Below are 19,662 nucleotides of genomic sequence, written 5' to 3'. Positions count from 1 at the left end.
ACTGACACACGTATTGGCCTTTTACGTTTGAGCAACCTGAGCACTTATACCGCTTTGAGTAAGTAGTACTGGCAGAAAATGTAATAGCCGCCGTCTACTGCTGTTGAGGCAGCATAAGTATTTCGAGCTGCATATGCAGTAAATCCTATATTGAGGCGTGAAATCTTCCCGCTTCCTTCCGTTGCTACTGGCGCTCATCAAATTTGCCACTAGCTACCTGCTGGCCAGCCACGCCTACGAACTACACCGCGACGAGTACCTGTACCTCAACTACGGCCACCATTTGGCCTGGGGCTACCTAGAGGTGCCCCCGCTTACTGCGCTGCAAAGCTGGATTACCCTGGCCCTGGGTGGTGGCTGGTTTTGGGTGAAGTTCTGGCCTATTCTGTGGGGTAGCCTGACCATATATGTGGTGGCGCGGGCCGTGCAGCGCATGGGGGGCGGTACCTGGGCGGTGCTACTGGCGGGAGTCTGCTACCTCAACAGTGCGTTTTCACGAGTCAACTTCCTGTTTCAGCCCAATTCCTTCGAATGTTTTGCCTTTACGCTGGTATGCTACTTGCTAATTTGCTTTCAGGAGCGGTCGGCGGCGCGCTACCTCTATAGCGTAGGCTTGGTGTTAGGACTGGCGCTGCTAAACAAGTACACGACACTGTTCTTTATTGCGGCGCTAGGGGTTGGAATTCTGGCAACTCCACTGCGGCGCGTGCTGGCCACGCGCGCATTTTGGGGAGGTGCGGGCCTAGCGTTGCTGCTCTGGCTTCCCAATCTGGTGTGGCAGCTTACCCACGACATTCCGTTTCTGCACCACATGCAGTTGCTACAGGAAAGCCAGCTAGTAAATGTATCCGTAGGCGATTTCTGGAAAGACCAGATGCTGATGTGTTTCCCAACGTTGCTGGTGTGGCTGGCAGGCATCGGGGCATTGCTGCTAAGCCAGCGGCTGCGGCCCTACCAGGCAGTGGGCATTGTGTACTGTACCGGGCTGTTGATATTGACGGTGCTGCACGGCAAAAGCTACTACGCCCTGGGCTACTACCCCATTCTGTTTGCGGCGGGCGCGGTGTGGTGGGAGCACCAGCTTCAGCGTGTGCCCCGCGTGGCCGCAGTGCTGCGGCCCGTGTTTCTGGTAGTTCCGTTTCTGGCCAGTATTCCGGTGCTGCCGTTTCTGTTTACGCTGTACTCACCGGGCCGCATGGTGGAGCTTGGTAAGAAGTACCGCGACCTTGGTTTGTTGCGCTGGGAAGATGGCCGCGACCACCCACTACCTCAGGACTATGCCGACATGCAGGGCTGGCAGGAAATGGCCGACAAAACCTGGCAGGCCTACCAAAGCCTACCCGCTGCTACCCGCGCCCACACCCTCATCCTGACGGCCAATTACGGGCAGGCCGGCGCCATCAACTACTTTAACCGAAGCCGGCCTATGCCGTCAGCCCAGAGCTTCAATGGCAGTTACCTGTTTTGGTTTCCGGCGGCCGCTGTGCAAACCTGGCAGCACATCCTTATCATCGACGACGAGCCCGATGACTTGCAAGCGCACTTCCAGGAGTTTTGCCGTTTTGACGAAGTCCGGAACCCATACGCGCGGGAGCAAGGCACGGCCATTGTGCGGTGCTCAGGTCCTGATGCGGCCATCCGGAGGCAGATAACGCAGGAACACCAAGAGGCACTGGCCGAGTGGGGCGACTTTCAGGACCACTAAAAAGGCCCGCCAAACGGTTGGCGGGCCCTGAAGGGGTAGTACCAGAGAACTGCCTAAAGCACTAAAGGTTACTCGCGTTCTACGTCCACAATTTCCTCTTTCTCCAGCATAATCTTCAGATCGTAGCGGGTAAGCTCAACGGGGTCGGCGGCAAAGTTCTCGGGCTTGTTGAGCTCCTCCACGTTGGTTTCGTTTTCCATTTCGTAGTTATTGGCCAGCAGCTTTACGCTGTTGCCGGCCACCTCGTGCACCTTCATTAGGGAGTAATGGCCGTTTTCGGTCCGGATGTGGTACAGGTCGCCTTTGTGCGGGGCCGTAATAAGCGTTTGATTTTGCTCCCGGTTTTTGCTGCCCACCACTAGGCCCCAGCCCACGATTAACACTACCAAGCCCAACCCGGCAAAGTGCCACAGCGGCACTTTAGCATTTTGCTTCACGCCCTCAAAAGCCTGTTTCAGGCTTGGTTCCATCTGTTTGGGCTCCAGCACCTGCCGGCAGTGGCCACACTCCGAGGCGCCGGTCTTGCCAATCGGGAACAACGGAATCCAGTAGACGTGCGCATAGCGTCCAAATACGCTGACGCGCAAACTGTCAGGAGTAGCACAATGGCTGCAGGTGCCGGCCACCGGCTCGGTAAGAAGGTGAGAAGCTTTGGAACCGTAAATAATCATAAAGCAAGCATAGATGATGTGAACAGGCCAGGGCTACCCTAAGAATAACCCTACTGCAAGCAGTACGGATGGCTACCAGGAAGCACGGCAGTTGAGCGGGTAATATTCGGAAATATATATGGAATTCAGATAGGAAAAATGGCTGGCCAAACAGAACAACTTGTCTGTTTGGCCAGCCACTACTTTTGACTGCTTACTTACCTGGCGTACTAGCTAGGGCTGCTGCGCAAACCGCTGCCCAAAAAAGTCGCCGGGGTTCCAGGTGGGGCGCTGCGGGTTTTGAGCTACCAGGTAGCCAATCAGGAAGTTAAGCTGCACGTATTTCTGGCCTGCTTCAAAGTCAAACGTGCCGTTGATGTCATCCTGGGGCTTGTGGTAGGTGAGGGCGCGCCACTTCTGTACCTGCTCGCTGAGGTTGTTTTTGCCATCGGCGGTGCGGTTGCCGTACTTGATGTGCAGGGCCGGAATGCCCTGCGCCACGAAGCTGTACTGGTCGGAGCGGATAAAGCGGTTCTGGTCGGGCTCCGGGTCTTCTTCCACCGTCAGGTTGAGGTAGCGCGCGGCTTCGGCCACGGGTTGGGCCAAGGTGGAGTGTTTGGCCCCCAGTGGCACCACCGAAAGCAGGGGCGCAATAATGGTGGGCATATCGGTGTTTACATCGGCCACAATAGCCGATTTTGCTACCGTAGGGCGGGCTGCAAAGTAGGCTGAGCCTAGGAGCCCCAGCTCTTCGCCGGTTTGCAACACCAGCAAAATGCTCCGCTTGGGTTTCTCCTTCAGGCGCGAATACAGCCGGGCAATTTCCAGCACAGAGGCTACGCCAGAAGCGTTATCGTGGGCGCCGTTGTAGATAGAGTCGCCTTTCACGGGAGTGCCCACGCCTAGGTGGTCGAGATGGGCCGAGTGCACCACGTACTCCTCGCGGAGCTTGGCATCGGAGCCCGGAATTTTGCCAACCACATTGTAACTTTCAAAGTCTTGGTAGCTAGATTGCCAGCTGGCCTGCAACGTGCCACCCAAGGCCACCGGAGCCGGCTTACCTTGGCGCAGGCTACCAAATACGCGGGCCGTATCGGACGCCACGCTACGCAGCAGTGTTTGTAGGCCGGCCACTGATACGGTGCCCGTCAGCTCAATGCCCGAGCCACTGATAAAACCGCGCGCCGCGGCTACGCGGCCATCAGTGCCTAGTACACTAGTGGTAGTTATAGGCCGGCTGCCGGCAGTAGTGGCCGCCGTCGTGGGGGGCTTCATGGAAGAGAACAGCACACCAACTGCGCCGTGGCGGGCGGCGGTTTGCACCAGCAGCGTTTGGTCTTGGCTGGCAGCAGCCACAGTGCTGGGGAAGCTGCGAGGAGCTCCGCGCACAATCACTACTACCTTGCCTTTCACATCAAGGCCCTGGTAGTCGTCGTAGCCCTGGTCGGGGGCCGAAATCCCATAGCCAGCAAACGCTAACCCCGAAGCGGCCAGGCTGGTGCTGGGCTTTTCGGGGTGGGGGTAGAGGTGAACATCGGAGGGAGCTAAGGCCGTGCTGCCGGCCGCCGGCTGGTGCGTGACGGTAGCGCCCGGGCTGGTAGTGGCGCGGCGCAGGCGCACGCGCTGGGTAAAGCTGCCCTCCTCGCCGGCCGGCTGCACGCCAAAGCTTTTAAGCTGATTGGTTACGTAGTCGACGGCCAGTTGGTAGCCCGGCGTGCCCGGCTTGCGGCCCAGCAGTCGGTCATCGGCTAGGTACTGAATGTGCGCTTTTATATCGTCGGGCTTCACCTTGGTCAGGGCCTTGGCTACGCGTTTCGGGACGGGGGAAGTGGTTTGAGTGGTTTGGGCAGAAGTGGAGCCGGCAAGCAGTATGCCGGCTGCCAGCAGGAGGGGCAGTTGTTTCATCGGCCCAAAATACGCAGCCGCGCCCGTACCTGCGCCAGCTTACTTGGTTCTGCTCCAGCTAAAGGTGAGGGTAGTAGCTGTGCGCTTGCCCTGCGTGTAGGCTGGCCGCCAGCGGGGCGAGGCCAGAATCAGGTTTTGCAGAAACGTGGTTTCTGTTTGGGTGAGGGTAGTAGGAAGCAGTACCTGTTGCAACGAAGCAAAGCCCAAGGAGTCTATCTGCAGCTCTGCCCGAAACCCTTCAGGCTTAATTTTTCGACGTAGTTCCGGCTGTGCAAGTGCTTCTTCCAGAAAGGCGCTAAACTCAATTTTGCCGTAGCTTAAAAAATGAGGCCCGCGTTGTTCGTCTATTGAGGTAATAAACCTGCGAGGGGTAAAGGTGGCCGGCAGTACGCGTACTAGGTGCTTGGTGGCTGTAAGGCTGGTGCCGGCAATTCCCATAGAAAGACCAATCCGATCCTCGCTGTAGCGGTACCACACGTTATTGAGACTGTCGCGGATTATGAGCGTAACGCTGGGCGTAGTAGTAGCCGGACCGATGCACAGCACATCTGCATAAATGAAGTCAGAATACTGCTGGGCGGCCAGCTGCGCAAACTCCTGGCGGTCGTGTACTACGCGGTAGCCCATACGGGTAAGTTGGTCGGCTACCAGCTGGCGTACCGGTGCCCCATCAAATGCCTCACCTAAGGCATTGACGCCCCGGGGAGCCAGTACCTGCAGGAAAATGGAATGAGGCTGTTGTTGCCCAAAAGCAGATAACGCGGCTGCCCACAACAGCAGCAAGAAAATAACTCTCATTCTATAAAATCGTCACACTATCTGGCGGCTGGCCTACCGTTGAGGCCTAGCCTGCGGATGCTTGCTCTAGCTGCTTAAGCAAACTTTCAATGCGGGCGGCATGCGCATCGAGGCGCTCCAAGCCCGAGCGGGATTCCTCTAGCTGGCCGCGTTGGTATTGTTGCACCAGCTCGCGACTGGTATCGAGCATGCGCTGCAACTCCTGCTCCAGCTGCTGCACAAACAAGGTGGCGCCATACTGCGGCTTTAGCACCGCGTACAGCCATTCGCCCAACGGGTTTTCGCGCATGGAAAACATGGTTGGGTCGGGCTCCCGAACTCCATAAAGAATGGAGCGCAGCCGCGACTTAAACAGCACCTGCTTGATGCGAGCCTGTTGAAAATCAAGGTTGGTTAACTCCATACTAACTGAAATAAGCGCCCGAAAGCAGAACAAGTATTCGGCCTAGCGAGCATCAGAATTCAGTTTCTCAATAGCCTGGCGGGATAACACCAAATCCGTAACATCGAAGGCAAACACAGTGATGCCCGCCTTGTGTCCGTTTTCCTGAAAGAGTTGATAGGTAAAGTTGAGGTAGTGTCGCTGCAAGTTGCCGCTGCCATCCTGGTCGAGCATAATTTCTACTTCCTTGCCCTCGAAGGTCTGGCCCGTGTTGTACACGCCATCCAGCAACTCTATAAAGCCTTGTTCAATAACTTCGGGCAGGGCCTCTTGCACAGTTTTGCCTACTAGCTCACGGTTGGGGAACAGCTGCTGATACGGCGGGTTCACGAACTCAAAGCGGTGCTCCGGCCCGCGCAGAATGCAGATCAGGGCCGGCGTCTGGATGAACAGGTTATAGAACGTTTCGCGCTGCTTTTGCACCTGCTGAAACGCCTGGTACGCCTGATCAGAGAGGATGGCCTGCTGCTCGTTTTGCTCCAGCAGCTCCTGCACCATCTGCTTCTGGTCCTGAATGTCGGTGCCGCCGCCTACCCACATGGTAATGTGGCCTTGGGAGTTGCGGTGGGGCTGGCCGCGCATCAGAATCCAGCGGTACTGCCCATCGTGGCGGCGCAGGCGGTACTCGGCCTGGTAGGGGTTGCCGGTGCGTACGCTTTCGTGCCACAGGCCCAGTATCCGCTGCTGGTCATCGGGGTGAATTTGCTGCAGCCACTGCTCACCGGTTTGCTGGCCTAGCGTGCTGCCCGTAAACTGCAACCAACGGGAGTTAAAGAAATCGCGCTGCCCATCGGGAGAAGCCGTCCAGATCATCACGGGCAACGACTCCAAGATAAAGTTGGTGCGCTCCTGCTGCCGCGCTAGTTCAAGCCGGGTTTGCTCGCTGAGCAGTTCCGCCCGATACCGCTCGGTCACGTCCTGGGTGCGCTGTAGAATAAACTCCAGTTGGCCTTGCTCGTCCAGAACGGGGTAGTGCGTAGCCTCCCAGTACCGCTCTTCTAAGCCGCCTCCCTGCTCGCTGGGGCGCTCCAGGTCATAACGAATTAGAGGCATAGTATGTGGCTCCCGGTACAGGCGCACGTGCTCATGCGACTCCCGAATGATGCGGGCCGACTCCTCATCGGAGGCCGGGTAGGCCTCAAAAAAGGGTTTGCCTACCGCCTCCTCCCGGCTTTTCATCGAGACCCGCTCGTGGCTGTTGGTGTTATCAAGAATGGTTGCGTCAGCATTCGGCGCAATCAGCAGAAAGTTGTCGGAGAGGGCATGAAACAACTTCTGGTAGTTAACCGGAAATTCGGGAGTAGGCATGATATGATGAAAGAGCAGGTATAAGACGCTTACTACTAGGCGAGCTCGCCGCTACAGCGGAACAGTAAAACGTAATGCTTATTACTAAACTAGCCGAAAAGACGGCCGGCACTGTGCGAGGTGGTGGAGTAAAATACGATAAACTGAACTGTACAAAGGTAGGGGGCAGAATGACGCCGGCCCTAGCGGTTTAGCGCTGCAAGAGACCTAGGCGCGAATCATGTGGATGTGCGGAATATCGTCTTCTAGGTAGCCTTCGCCCACCTGCCGGAAGCCGAAGCTTTCATAAAAAGCCTGCAGATACAGCTGGGCCCCAATCTGGATGGGCTGCTCGCCAAACAGCTCGGCAACCGCCGCAATGGATTGCCGCAGCAACTCCTTGCCCAGCCCGTAGCGCCGGAATTTGGGGCTTACCACCACCCGCCCGATGCTGGCCTCGGGGTAGCTGATGCCGGCCCCAAACAGGCGGGAGTACGCCGCTAGCTCACCTGCCTCGGTAAACCCTAGCAAGTGATGCGCCGCCTGGTCCTGCCCATCAATATCCTGAAAGGCGCAGGTTTGCTCCACCACAAATACCTCCGAGCGAAGTTGCAGCAGGGCATACAGCTCCGCCAGCGTAAGAGCAGAAAAGGGTTTGGTAGTCCAGGTTAACGTCATGAGGCAAGAGGCGAAAATAGTAGCACGAAGGCCGCAAAGATGGGCGGTATTAGGCAGAACGTAGCATGGGGCAGCGCTTAGGCCGGTCGGCGCGTATACCTATTGGCTGCTCTCTGCAGTAGCTGAGTTGTTAGCCACTCTTTGTTCGCATCTGGTGGGGCGGATTCTGGCGGTGATTTCACTAGCCCTGGGTTCTGGCTGAAGTCCTGCTTACCCGCGCTGCCACATTCTACTTTATGCTTATGAAAACGCTTTTTTTCGTGCTTGCGCTAGGGGTGGCCACGGCCGCCTGCTCCCCGGTTCGGGTAGAATCAACTACCCAAACACCGGGCGTGAATTTTACTGCCTACAAAACGTATAATTTCATGGATGTTTCGGCCCGGAACGAGGCCTTTTATGCCGGGGGCGCCCTAGGGGTAAATGAGTTGAAGCAAGCCGTGGCCCGCGAGATGGAAAGCCGCGGCTACCAGCGCGCCGACTCGCCGGACTTGTGGGTGAATATTGGGGTAGTAACGGAGCAGAAAGTGCAAACCCGCGAAACCAACATTCGGGAGGCGCCGCGCTACATAGGACAGCGCCGCTACCACTGGCAAAGCCAGCAGGTGCCCGTCGGGACGTACCAGGAGGGCACCGCCACCGTGGACATTGTAGATGCGGCCCGCAACGAGCGAATCTGGCAGGGCGTGGCCGCCAGCACGCTTTCCAAAGACCCCGAAAAACTAGCTTCCCGCATCAATGAGGGTATTGCCACTTTGTTTGAAAAGTACCCCGTAAGCCCCACCAACCCCTAGAAAAGTAGGGCCTGTGGTCACCTGGTTTGGGTTTGCTGCGTACAGCAGGCTAGCAGGGCAACTACTCTTTCCTGTCAATCCGCATCCTCACCTACCTCTTCCTATCTCATGGCTAAGCAAAAGAAATCAGCAGCAAGCAAGACAACGGCTGGCAAGCCAGCAACCGGCAAAAAAGTTAAGGTTAGCAAGAAAGTGGCACCGGGTAAACTAGCTCTTATTGGGGCCGGTGTGGCCGCGGTAGCTACGGGCATTTACCTGGCTGCTACCAAATCGAAGAGCAATAAGGCAGCCGCCCCTGACGTGAAGAAAACGGCTGCGAAGGGCGCTCCTACCAAAACCAAAAAAGGAGCTGCCGCCGATGTAGACGTGGCCCTGACCAACGAGGTAGCCAGCTACACCGAGCATAATCCTAAAAACGCCGCCAACTTCACCGACGACGGCGCCACCGGCAACGCCGACTAGGGTTCCACTAGGTACAAACCTAAAACAGCCAAGGCTCCTGCACATGCGGGGGCCTTGGCTGTTTTGGGGTAGGGGTTTAGCCCGCAGCCAGGGGTAGCAACCGGCTAGCGGCCGCTGGCTTGGTCCAGTACGGCCACCACATCCTTGGTTGATACCTTCTGGCCAGTTTCGGCGGCGCGGTAAATGGCTTCCAGAATCTGCACGTCGCGCAGGCCCATTTCGCCGGGCACGCGGGTGACTTTGTTGTTGAGCACGCAGTCGGCAAACTCATCCATTTGGCGAGCCTGTTGGGGCACGTTGGGCAGGTTCATGGGCCCTTGGCTGGTGCGCCCTTCCAGGCCTCCATAGCCAAAAGCTGGCTGCAGTTCCATCCAGCCTTTGGCAGCTTCGGCGCGCAGGCGGCTGTTTAGGTTTTCGGCGTAGCTGGTGCGGCACTCGGCCACGGCGCCATCGGCAAACTGCATTTGCCAGTTTACGCCGGCTTCTACTTCCTTAAACAAGCCTTTCGGGTCTAGGTTGGGCGCCAGTTTGGCCGTTACGGAAACGGGTAACTGGCCTTTGGTATAAATAACGCCCTGTACGCAGTAAATACCCATATCCATGAGCGGTCCGCCACCAGCCAGCTTCTTACTCACGCGCCAGGGGGTGTCGTTAGTAAAGCGAAACCCATTGTCGGCCACTAGGCTTTTGATAGGGCCTAGCACCTCTCGCTGGCCTAAGCGCATCATTTCCTGGTGGTGGGGCTCGTGGTGCAGGCGGTACCCAATGCCAAGCTTTTTACCGGCCTTCTTTACCGCTTCAATCATGCGGCGGCAGTCTTCAGCAGAAGTGGCCATGGGCTTCTCGCAGATGACGTGCTTACCGGCCCGCGCGGCGCGCTCCACAAACTCGGCATGCATACCCACGGGCAGTACCACGTACACAATGTCAATGTCGGGGTTGTCGGCTATTCTATCGAAGGTCTGGTAGTCGTAGATGTTCTTGTCGGGCAGGTTGTACTGCTTTTTCCACCTAGCAGCCTTTGCGGGCGTACCCGTCACGATGCCCGCCAGTTTGCACAGCTTGGTTTCTTGTAGGGCCGGCGCCAACTGGCCCGTGCTGTACTTGCCCAGGCCTACCAATGCCACGCCTAGTTGTCGGCCCGCTTGCCACGCCTCTCGGCTGGCTGGCCCGTAGCTGATTTCCTCCAGCCAGGAAAGTGGCTGCCCCACCGCCGAAGCGCCCACGAGCGTTGCCCCAAGGCCTAAGGACAAGGTGCGCACAAAGTCCCGGCGCGAGGAAGTTGGAAAGGTATCAAAATGAAGCATAGCGTAACCGTTGATAGATGACAGATAGAGGTACCCGATTTTTCAGGTGCGGGTTGCTGCTGTTAAGCAGTATTTTATTTTATATAATCTTGATTTGCTGTTGAATAACTTGCTAAAAACAAGGCGTACATCACACAAAAAGGCCTGGCGTGTGCCAGGCCTGTAAAAGAATTTGTTGCGGGAAAAACACGTCTACTCGGTGTACGTGTACGCGCTGGTGTCAGTGTAGTGCGTGATCCGCCGCCGGCTGCTTCTAACTGCGTATAGTTGGCTGGGGTGCAAAAGGACTTTAAGGAGCTGCAGAAGCTAGGGCTGGGGTTGTTTCGATATGTAAAGCACCCCATTTTGCTCCCCGCAGAATGCAAAATTTTCTCGGCGCCCACATAGCGGAGCCGAGGCCGTGACGTACAGCCGGGACTTTGCATCTAGATACAGGCTGGTTAATTGATGAGCTTGTGGAACAGACAGCCGTCTTCCCGTTGAGGTTTTAATACCTACAGTTTCTACATAGGAACTGCTTGTCTGCGGGGAAATAGGCGTTAACACTATTTCTAGGCTATACTCTGTTCCTGAGGCGGTTGTAACCCGGTTTCTTGGTATTCGTGGCTCAACGTTCCTTTGCCAACTACGATAAGGCTTCCACGTTCGGCCCTCATCTAGGCTGAATAAAGAGGGATTAGCGGCATAGGCGGTAGTTGAGTCAAAGGCTGTGCCTATTGTAGCGGTTAAGGCCAGCAACGTATCCTGCTGTTGTGCAAAGCCAAATATTCCAGGAGAGGAGGGCAAGCTAGCCGATTGCCAGGTCTTACCACGGTCTTTGGTTTGATACACATGGAAGCCCGTCGTGATAATCAGGGTACCGTCTAAGTCGCCGGTTACGGCTTCAATGGCTCGTGCATCCGGAGCGCGAAAGGCGTACCAATCGGCATATTCCGGCTCAACAATTTCATCGGCCTCTTCACGACAAGAGGCACTCAGGCAAAGTAATAAGGCAGCCGATAGGAAGCGTAATTTCATGAAATACAATTGACGGAATAATAGTAACGAAAGGGCTAGTATAACCTATGTAGCCCCAAGGTATCACGATAAAAGAGTAATAGCATGGCAAAAGCAAAGAATTAATGCTTCAGGTAGGTGGCCTGCCTAATATGAGTATTGCTTCCATTAGAAGCGTAGCTAGCCAGGGCTACTGTTGCCGAAGTGCCGTGAGCAGAGCCGCGGCCTGTTGGCGTACCCGGGCTTTTTCTGGCTGCGTTAGGCTAGGCTTCAGGAGCAGATCAAAGAGGGGCTGCTGCCCAGCCGGAAGGCCGGCCCGTTTCACGCGCTGATCCTGGGGCGTTAGGCGTTTTACTAGGGTAGTGACCTCCTGCAAGGCTTTGTCAGGACTGATAGCGGGGTTTGCGGGCATTGAAGGGGTAGTGGCCGAGCCTCCACCCATATACCGAAACTCGACAATGCATCCTTTGCAAACGGTGCCTTTAGGTGCTTCCTCTGAGGGGCCGGAAGTGACGGATGCGCTGTCGGTGGCCAGGTAAATGCGGGTGCCATCCGGCGAAAGCGCTAGGTCACGGTACCGAACAGGGGCTTTAAAATACATTAGTGTATCGGAGGCAATGCGGGTACCATCCTCATGTAGTTTCAGCCGAATCAGCTTGCCCCTTTTCAGAGTCGGAATCAGAAGGGAATTTTGCCAGCCCGGAATAGTAGTGGCAGTATATATGTCTAGGCTGCTTGGGGCTTCTGAATTCCAGGTGGGTTGGGTCGGAGCTTGGTTGCGTATGCGCGTGAGTACGGTGGTCAGGAACTGGTTGCTCAGCGGGTAAAGCGAGAAAATGGGGGTGCGGTACGCAGCGCCTAGCTGGGTAGCAGCTGCCTTCTCGCTGCCAATAGTGGGGTAGGTAGTGTGCCAGCGGCCAGGCAGGCTTGGGTGCTCCGAGGCAGCGGCAGCTAGGCCATCATAATTGCCATCAGCCAAGCCAATTATGAGGGGGTGGCCATAGTTTTTGCCTTGCTCCACGAGGTTGATTTCGTCATCAGAGAAAGGTCCGTGCTCAGAGGAGTACAGCCGGCCGGTACCGCCTACCACCGCATACGCCAGGCCTTGGGCATTGCGGTGGCCTAGGCTCCAAACGGCGTTGGGGCCTTGCTGAGAGAAGGGGTTGTCGTTCGGAATCCAGCGCCCCGCAGGGGAAGCCTCTGCCTGGGGCTCCAGATGAAAGCGTAGCACTTTGCCCTCGTACGACGTTGGGTTTTGAGCGTGGTTAGGCCGCCCCCCGTTTTCAAATTGACCGGCTCCTAAATCGCCCACGCTATAAAACAGGTAGTCGCGGCCTTGTACCGGCGCAATCAGGAGGCGGCCGGCGTTGTGGTCGTTGCTGCCCGGAATAGTGTCGCTGAGCACTTGGGGGCGGTTCAGCGTTTGGGCTTTGGCATCGTACTCATAGCGTACCAGGCGGGTAGTGAAGAAGTAGCCGCCATAGTTCGGCACGCGGCCGTTGCCCGGTTCCTGAGCACCGGCAAACTGGTAGATGTAAGCCAGGTACACGTAAGGCTTACCAGCAAGCAGCTGCGGATGCAGGGCCAGACCCATTAGTCCGCCCTGGGGCCAGGGCTTGCCGCCATCTACCTCGTCCGGAATCTTATCATAGCGCGGAAACTCCCGGGCTTTGCTCAGGTCCAGCAACACATGGCGGGTGCCGGTGGCAGGATCAATACGGCTGACGCGGTAACCTCGCGCTTCCGTAACCCACAGGTAGTTATCGGGGCCATACGTTATTTCCCACGGGTCGCTGAGCTGCTGGGCTACCACGCGCATGGCAAACTGCTCGCCTTGGGGGCCGGTACTCGTTTGTGCGGAGGCCAGGTAGGGTAGCAGGGCCCCTAGGCTCCAGAGTAGTATCAAGCGTAGCCGCATAACATAAAATAACGCCGGTAAGTAAAGTAGAGAGCCCGCAGGCGCCTTTTGCTTACTTACCGGCGTTACTTTATGTTATGCTTGACCTTATCAAAAACAGCTAGGGTGGCGCTCCGGGAAGCTGTTTATTCGTCTTCCGGAAACGTACCCATGCCGCCGCTTTCAAAGTCGGCAATGGCTTGTACCAGTTCTTGGTTGGTATTCATCACGAAGGGGCCGTAGGTAGCCAGTGGCTCCTCAATGGGGGCGCCGGACAGCACCAGCAGAACCGCGTCTTCAGTGGCGGTGAGGTGCACGTCCGGAGAGTCCCAACCAAATACTACGAGTTGCTTGGTGGTGGCCGGGCGGTTGCCATGAAGGGTAATGCTGCCTTTCACCACATAAATGCCCACGTTATACTCAGCCGGTAGCTGCAAGCTGGTCTCGGTACCGGCGGGCAGGTGCACATCCAGCAGCGTGATAGGTGAGAACACCTCCGCCGGACCCGCTACCCCCTCGTACACACCTGAAATTACGCGAATGCTGCCGCGGCCATCAGCGGTAGGCACACTAGGTATGCTTTGGGCCCGAATGTTCTGGTAGCGGGGTGGGGCCATTTTATCCTTCTTGGGCACGTTTACCCACAACTGCAGTAACTCCAGGGTGCCGCCGCGGCGAGCAAATTCCCGCTCGTGGCGCTCCTCGTGCAGCAAGCCGGCGCCAGCCGTCATCCACTGCACGTCGCCGGGGCCCAGGGTGCCGCTGTGGCCCGCCGTGTCGCGGTGGGCGAGGTAGCCTTCATACACCACCGTTACGGTTTCGAAGCCGCGATGCGGGTGCGGCGGCGTGCCCAGGGGCGACTCGGTGGGCGCTACGGCCATGGGGCCGGTGTGGTCGATGAGCAGAAACGGGCTGAGTTGCCGAATGCGCGGCCCCGGCATGGGGCTGGTCACGTCGAACCCATCACCCACCACTTTTTTGTTGCCATCAATCACCTGAAAAATGCGGCGGCCAGAAGAAGGGTTCATAGCGAAAGTAAGGGTAGTAAAAAGTACGAGCCGCGCTCTGGCGGTACACCTCAGCAACCACCCAGCTAGCCGGCAGGTTTACGGAGGTAGCAGGCCTAGTCCTGAAGCAACGTGCGCATAAACGGATCGGTGAAGTCGGCGGCGAAGTGCAGCACGTTGGGCAGTTGCTCAAACTCGGCGGCCTGATGCGTAGTGGTTAGGATAACGGCGTGCATGCCCGCATTCTGGGCAGCTTCAGCCCCTTTTGGTACATCTTCAAACACCAGGCAGTCTTCGGGAGGCACGCCCAGCTGGGCCGCGGCTTTCAGAAATGTTTCGGGGTGCGGCTTGCTAAGCGTCACGTCATCGGCACTAACCACGGCACTGAAGAAGCGCCTGATGTCGAGGCCATCAAGTACAAAATCAATGTTGAACGGAATAGCCGCCGAGCCAATGGCCAGCAAAATACCGCGCGCATGCGCCTGCTCCAGAAACTCCTGCAAACCTGGCAGCAGCGCCAGGTGCGGCCGAAATTCCTGCTGATAGCGCTGCTCTTTGCGCACGGCTAGTTCCTCCATTTCCTGCTCCGTAAATCGGTCGGGGCCAAACATGCGCACCAGCACTTCCTGGTTTTTGCCGTACATCTGGGGCTTTACTTCCTCCCAGCTAAAACTGCCACCCAGCTCATGGTTGAAAATGTGTTTCCAGGCACTGGTGTGGTAGTCCATGTCATGAATCATGGTGCCGTTGAGGTCAAAAAGGAATGCTTTCATAAGGAGGTGATACCGGAAGAGAAGGGCGCCAGAGGCCAGCGTAGCCCATGCAAAATAGCCTCTTTACGGCCCAACGACTCATTCCGCTAACACTAGGCTGCTTTTCGTTAGCAACCTCAGCGAGTAGACACCCAGCCAAAACCGGTGGCACTGAGGCGGCTGCGGCCGCTTTAACGCCCTATTGTCTACATTCTGCTTACTACCAGCACCACTGGTTGCAGTACAAATGGGTACAAGCTATACCACACGGCTTTCCTGCTACTGCAGCGAATTTCCTACGCTTCATCCGGGTAATCCGACGCTTCGGTAACAGCAAATTTCATCGGAATGGGCAGCGGGCCACATTTGGTTCATCCTTACGCTGCTACCCCCATGAAACGACTGTTACTCCTTGCACTCCTGCTGCTGGCCCCGACTCTAGGCCTGCTGGCCCAGTCTACTACCCGCATCAGCGGCATCATTCTCGACGCCGACAGGCAGGCGCTGCCGGGCGTAAATGTGTTTCTCAAAACCACCTTCGATGGGGCCACGACCGACTCGCTAGGCCACTTCTCCTTCGAAACCGCCCAGCCCGCCGGTACCTATGTGCTGCAGGCCAGCTTACTGGGCTTCGTGACGGTAGAGCGGCCCGTGGTGCTGAATGGGCAGCCTGTGCAGCTAGAGGTGGTGCTCAAAAGCACACCTCATGCGCTAGGCTCGGTGGTGATTACGGCCGGGGCGTTTGAAGCCAGTGATGAGCACCGCAGCGCCGCCCTCAACACCCGCGACATCCAGACGACGGCCGGGGCGCTGGCCGATGTAGCCGCGGCGTTCAACACGCTGCCCGGCACCACGCGGGTAGGCGAGGATGGTATGCTGTTCGTGCGGGGTGGTGCGGCTTCCGAAACCAAGATTTATATGGATGGGCTGCCCGTGCAGAACCCGTATAATGCCACTGTGGCCGCGGTGCCAGCGCGCGGCCGATTTTCGCCCAGCTTGTTTAAAGGCACTGTGTTCAGCACCGGCGGCTACTCGGCGCTGTATGGGCAGGCGCTATCGGGCGTGTTGCTGTTGAACTCCACTGATCTGGCTCCGGAAACGCAAACCGGCATTTCCGCCACCTCGGTATTTGTGGGTGCCTCCCGCACCAAGCGCTGGGAGCGGACCTCCCTCGATGCCACCCTCGACTACACCAACCTGACGCCTTACCAGCACCTGCTGCCTCAGAACGTGACGTGGTACCAGTCGCCGCGCGGGCTGAACGCCTCCGTGGGGTTGCGCCACCGCACTGGCCAAGCCGGTATGCTGAAAGTGTATGGCACCTGGAGCCAGCAGCAGCTCAGCATTGGGCAGCCCAGCCCGGAGCCCGCCGGCCAGCAGAAAGTGGCCCTGCGTAGCGGCAATGGCTACCTCAACACCACCTTCCGCAGCCCCTTGCGCCGCGGCTGGAGTCTGCAAACGGGTCTTAGCCTCAGCCGCGACAACCAGCGCCTGGCCCCCGACACCGTGCGCCTCCGCACCCTGGAGCAAGCCGCCGTAGCCCGCGTAGTGCTCATCAACGACTCGGCCGCGGCCCGCTGGAACGTGAAAATAGGCGCCGAAATGCTCGCCCAGAAAGTGACCCAGCACATCCAGCCCAGTGCTGCTTCGCCCACGGTATACACGCCGTCTTTCCTGGAAAAACGAGTGGCTGGGTTTCTGGAAACTGACTTTCAGCTGTCGGATAGGCTAGCGGGCCGTATGGGCGGGCGCGGAGAATATTCCGCATTGCTAGGCCAGTGGAATGCCGCCCCGCGCCTCGCGCTAGCCTATCAAACCACCGAAAACAGCTCCCTCTCCGGCGCCTACGGCCGCTTCTTCCAAACACCCGACAACAGCTTGCTGCTGGTGCAGCCCAATCTGCGCTTCGAGCAGGCCACCCACTCGGTGCTCACGTACCAATACACCCACGACCGGCAGCTGCTGCAGGTAGAGGCCTACCACAAAACCTACCGCCACCTCACCCGCTACGACGGCCAAAACATCCGCAACGCACTGGCCTACAACAACGGCGGCTCTGGCTATGCCCGTGGCCTGGATATAATGTGGCGCGACCGAAAAACCATCAAGAACCTGGAGTACTACCTCAGCTACGGCTTCCTGGATACCAAGCGCCAGTACCGCCAAGACCCAGTAGCGGCGGTGCCCACGTTTGCGGCGCGGCACAACGTGTCAGTGGTGGGGAAATATTGGGTTTCGAGCTTGCATACACTGTTTGGAGCTACGGCAAGTTACGGCAGCCCCCGCCGCTACCACGACCTCAACGACCCTGAGCAGGCCTACAACCAGGGCCAGCTACCGAGCTACCAGGATCTGAGCCTAAATGCCAGCTACATCACCCGCTTATTTGGGCAGTACACGGTGGTGCATCTAGCCGCCTCCAACGTGCTGGGGCGCCAGAATGTGTACGGCTACCGCTTCGCCTCCCAACCTGACCTAGGCGGTAACCACAACCGAGTGGCCATTACGCCCACCGCGCCGCGCATGGTGTTTCTGGGGGTCTTTATCTCGATTAACAAGCAGAACCCGCTTGATGTGAACGAGCGGCCCGAGTAAATGCCAGTTTGTAACTCCCCTCCTCAGAGGAGGAGGGCTGGGGGTGGTTGATCGGAGCGTTGCTTTACAAGGACCGTCATGCTGAGCGCAGTCGAAGCATCTCTACCTCTGACTAACTACTGGCCTAGGAGCACAGCAACGAAGCGGTAGAGATGCTTCGACTCCGCTCAGCATGACGTTCGAGAGTGAGGCGTTCTAGCGTTGTCGTTCTAGTCCACTTCAACCACCCCCAACCCCTCCTCATCTGAGGAGGGGAGCTTAACAACTATTCAACACGCTTCATCTAGAAAATCCGACGCTTCGGTAACAGCAAATTTCTTTCGGATCGGCACTAGGTCACCTTTGAAACATCAACTACCACAAACCCTTTCTCTCATGAAAACGACCCTGTTCACCCTCGCCCTGGTTGCCGCTTCCTTTGCCGCCGTAGGCCAGTCGGCACCCGCTGCGCCCGCCGCTGCTGCTACCACCGATGCTTATACTTCGCTCATGGCTGCTACCATTCAGGAGCTGATGAGAACCGGCGACGCGGCCAAGCTGAAGCAGGTAGATGCCAAGCTGGAGCGTGCGGCTACCGTGGCTCCTAAGGACTGGCTGCCCCGCTACTACCAGGCCTACGCCCGCCTCATTACCTGCTTCGTGAGCCAGGAAGATGGCGACACGAAAGACAAGTACCTCGATCAGGCCGAAGCCGCGCTGGCGCAAGCCCGAAAGCTGAGCGGCGACGCGTCGGAGCTGCTGGTGCTGCAGAGCTATATCTATCAGGCCCGCCTGGGTGTGTCGCCGATGCTGCGCTCCATGAAGTACTCCGGCATGGTAACCGAAACCCTGGCCGAAGCGAAAAAAGCCAACCCCGCTAATCCGCGCATTTACCTGGTGCAGGCCAACAATGTGTACTACACACCCGCCATGTTCGGGGGTGGGGCCGAGGTAGCAAAGCCGCTGTACCAGGAGGCCAAAACCCGATTTGCTGCCTTCAAGCCCACCTCTCCGCTGATGCCGAACTGGGGTGAGCGGCAGCTCGACGGCCGGTTGAAAGGCTACGAAACGGCGTCGGCCAAATAAGCCTGCGTGGCCTAGCACCCGCGCGGCCTGCTCCAGTATCATTTCGTCTGCTTTATTTGCCTGCTTAAGGCCTTGAATATGCTTGAATCTGCTTTGTCTTCGACGCGCCCGGTCTCGGCGGAATCTGCTGCCGCGCGGGAAAACTCCGTCAAGAACCTGGGCAAGCATTATCCGCACCGGCGCTGGGCCGTCATGATGGGCCTGATGCTAGCTATGTCGTTGGGGCTGAGCTTGCTGTTTTGCCGGGAATGCAAGATCTGGAGCGAAGATTTTCTGGTCACGTTCGGCTACAACTTCTGCTACACCACTGGCCTATGGCTGGCCAATGGCTACCCTAACGAGTGGCTAAACCGACGCGTCGATTGGACACAGCAGCCCATTCGGCGGTTTCTGATTACACTGTCCTTTTCGCTGGTGATGTCGTTGCTGGTCATTCTGCTGGTCACGGGCGGCTTCCTGGTGTTTTATCATCACCGGCCGCTCAGCTCGCTTACGTGGCGGCCATTTGTGGTGCCGCTGCTCATTACAGTGGTCATTTCCCTATTTCTGCACAGCCGCTCGTTTCTGCTGGGCTGGCGCGAAGCCGCTATTCAGGCCGAGCGCCTACAAAAGGAAAATGCCCAGGCCCAGGCCGACTCCCTACGCCGCCAGCTCGACCCACATTTCTTGTTCAACTCCCTCAATGCCCTGACCTCGCTGGTAGAGGAAAACGACCCGGCGCGCGCCTCACGCTTTATCCGGCAGCTCAGCCAAGTGTACCGCTACGTGCTCGATAGTCAGGACCAGGAAGTGGTGCCGATTGCTGAGGAAATGCGCTTCGTGGAGGCCTACCTGTTTTTGCAGCGCACCCGCCTCGGCGAAGGCGTGCAAGTAGAAATGCACCTGCCGCCCGCCACCGAATTGGAAACTTTTCAAGTGCCGCCGCTAGCGGTGCAACTGCTACTCGAAAATGCCCTGAAGCACAACGCCACGTCGCAGCGCGACCCGCTTCGCATCAATATTGAATTGGATGCTCAGGCCCGCACCCTCACGGTGCGCAACTTCCGCCGCCCGCGCCGTCTCGCCGACGGTGAATCCATGGGGCTAGGCCTGAAAAACCTGCAAGCCCGCTACGCCTTCCTGACCTCGCAGCCCGTGCTAGTAGAGCAAACCGAAGCGGAGTTTCGGGTGGTGCTGCCCGTGCTGGAACTGCGGTAGCCGCTAGTCAGAACGAAGCTCCCCTCCTCAGATGAGGAGGGGTTGGGGGTGGTTGACCGGAGCGTTGAATCCTGCCAGCACTAACCCTAAAAGTCGTTCTTGCATCATCAACCACCCCCAACCCCTCC

General features: G+C 57.7%; 17 protein-coding genes. 6 read left to right on the top strand and 11 right to left on the bottom strand.

Features of this window, described 5'->3' with window-relative positions:
• Positions 1-157 precede the first annotated feature (157 nt).
• The gene (locus ACYVGU_RS10155) at positions 158-1,705 is read left to right on the top strand and encodes a glycosyltransferase family 39 protein (RefSeq protein ID WP_460614726.1); all 1,548 of its coding nucleotides are present in this window, start codon (positions 158-160) and stop codon (positions 1,703-1,705) included.
• Positions 1,706-1,773: 68 nt separating this feature from the next.
• Here ACYVGU_RS10155 and ACYVGU_RS10150 read toward each other — a convergent pair whose 3' ends face one another.
• The 6 genes from ACYVGU_RS10150 to ACYVGU_RS10125 all read right to left on the bottom strand — a co-directional run bounded on the left by ACYVGU_RS10150 (position 1,774) and on the right by ACYVGU_RS10125 (position 7,465).
• Positions 1,774-2,376 (bottom strand): hypothetical protein, encoded by a 603-nt coding sequence (locus tag ACYVGU_RS10150; RefSeq protein ID WP_460621948.1) that lies wholly within the window; start codon positions 2,374-2,376, stop codon positions 1,774-1,776.
• Between the two features lie 213 nt (positions 2,377-2,589).
• Positions 2,590-4,260, bottom strand: coding sequence for a M28 family peptidase (locus ACYVGU_RS10145; protein WP_460621947.1), 1,671 nt, complete (start codon positions 4,258-4,260; stop codon positions 2,590-2,592).
• A 39-nt stretch (positions 4,261-4,299) separates the two neighbouring features.
• Entirely contained in the window at positions 4,300-5,058 is a 759-nt protein-coding gene (locus tag ACYVGU_RS10140; protein ID WP_460621946.1) for a hypothetical protein, read from the bottom strand.
• Between the two features lie 46 nt (positions 5,059-5,104).
• Positions 5,105-5,461, bottom strand: coding sequence for a hypothetical protein (locus tag ACYVGU_RS10135; RefSeq protein ID WP_460614722.1), 357 nt, complete (start codon positions 5,459-5,461; stop codon positions 5,105-5,107).
• Positions 5,462-5,503: 42 nt separating this feature from the next.
• Positions 5,504-6,808 (bottom strand): PAS domain-containing protein, encoded by a 1,305-nt coding sequence (locus ACYVGU_RS10130; RefSeq protein WP_460614721.1) that lies wholly within the window; start codon positions 6,806-6,808, stop codon positions 5,504-5,506.
• 207 nt (positions 6,809-7,015) lie between these two features.
• A complete protein-coding gene (locus ACYVGU_RS10125) occupies positions 7,016-7,465 on the bottom strand; it encodes a GNAT family N-acetyltransferase (protein WP_460621945.1) in 450 nt (149 codons plus the stop codon).
• Between the two features lie 242 nt (positions 7,466-7,707).
• Here ACYVGU_RS10125 and ACYVGU_RS10120 point away from each other — a divergent pair, with 242 nt between their 5' ends.
• Complete coding sequence (locus ACYVGU_RS10120; protein WP_460621944.1) at positions 7,708-8,256, top strand: DUF4136 domain-containing protein; 549 nt, start codon at positions 7,708-7,710, stop codon at positions 8,254-8,256.
• Positions 8,257-8,364: 108 nt separating this feature from the next.
• Positions 8,365-8,718, top strand: coding sequence for a hypothetical protein (locus ACYVGU_RS10115; RefSeq protein WP_460621943.1), 354 nt, complete (start codon positions 8,365-8,367; stop codon positions 8,716-8,718).
• Between the two features lie 104 nt (positions 8,719-8,822).
• Here ACYVGU_RS10115 and ACYVGU_RS10110 read toward each other — a convergent pair whose 3' ends face one another.
• The 5 genes from ACYVGU_RS10110 to ACYVGU_RS10090 all read right to left on the bottom strand — a co-directional run bounded on the left by ACYVGU_RS10110 (position 8,823) and on the right by ACYVGU_RS10090 (position 14,698).
• A complete protein-coding gene (locus ACYVGU_RS10110; protein ID WP_460621942.1) occupies positions 8,823-10,025 on the bottom strand; it encodes a Gfo/Idh/MocA family protein in 1,203 nt (400 codons plus the stop codon).
• Between the two features lie 306 nt (positions 10,026-10,331).
• A complete protein-coding gene (locus tag ACYVGU_RS10105) occupies positions 10,332-11,042 on the bottom strand; it encodes a hypothetical protein (RefSeq protein WP_460621941.1) in 711 nt (236 codons plus the stop codon).
• Positions 11,043-11,211: 169 nt separating this feature from the next.
• Positions 11,212-12,939: a PQQ-dependent sugar dehydrogenase gene (locus ACYVGU_RS10100; protein ID WP_460621940.1), complete on the bottom strand. Its 1,728-nt coding sequence runs from the start codon at positions 12,937-12,939 to the stop codon at positions 11,212-11,214.
• 125 nt (positions 12,940-13,064) lie between these two features.
• Entirely contained in the window at positions 13,065-13,946 is an 882-nt protein-coding gene (locus tag ACYVGU_RS10095) for a pirin family protein (protein WP_460621939.1), read from the bottom strand.
• 95 nt (positions 13,947-14,041) lie between these two features.
• On the bottom strand, positions 14,042-14,698 hold the full coding sequence (locus ACYVGU_RS10090) for an HAD family hydrolase (RefSeq protein ID WP_460621938.1): 657 nt from the start codon (positions 14,696-14,698) through the stop codon (positions 14,042-14,044).
• A gap of 372 nt (positions 14,699-15,070) precedes the next feature.
• Here ACYVGU_RS10090 and ACYVGU_RS10085 point away from each other — a divergent pair, with 372 nt between their 5' ends.
• The 3 genes from ACYVGU_RS10085 to ACYVGU_RS10075 all read left to right on the top strand — a co-directional run bounded on the left by ACYVGU_RS10085 (position 15,071) and on the right by ACYVGU_RS10075 (position 19,534).
• A complete protein-coding gene (locus ACYVGU_RS10085) occupies positions 15,071-17,272 on the top strand; it encodes a TonB-dependent receptor (RefSeq protein WP_460621937.1) in 2,202 nt (733 codons plus the stop codon).
• Between the two features lie 375 nt (positions 17,273-17,647).
• A complete protein-coding gene (locus tag ACYVGU_RS10080) occupies positions 17,648-18,337 on the top strand; it encodes a hypothetical protein (protein ID WP_460621936.1) in 690 nt (229 codons plus the stop codon).
• 78 nt (positions 18,338-18,415) lie between these two features.
• Positions 18,416-19,534, top strand: a complete 1,119-nt coding sequence (locus ACYVGU_RS10075) for a sensor histidine kinase (protein ID WP_460621935.1) — start codon at positions 18,416-18,418, stop codon at positions 19,532-19,534.
• Positions 19,535-19,662: the final 128 nt, after the last annotated feature.

Source organism: Hymenobacter tenuis (assembly GCF_054780495.1).
This window is presented reverse-complemented; position numbering and strand designations above follow the sequence as displayed.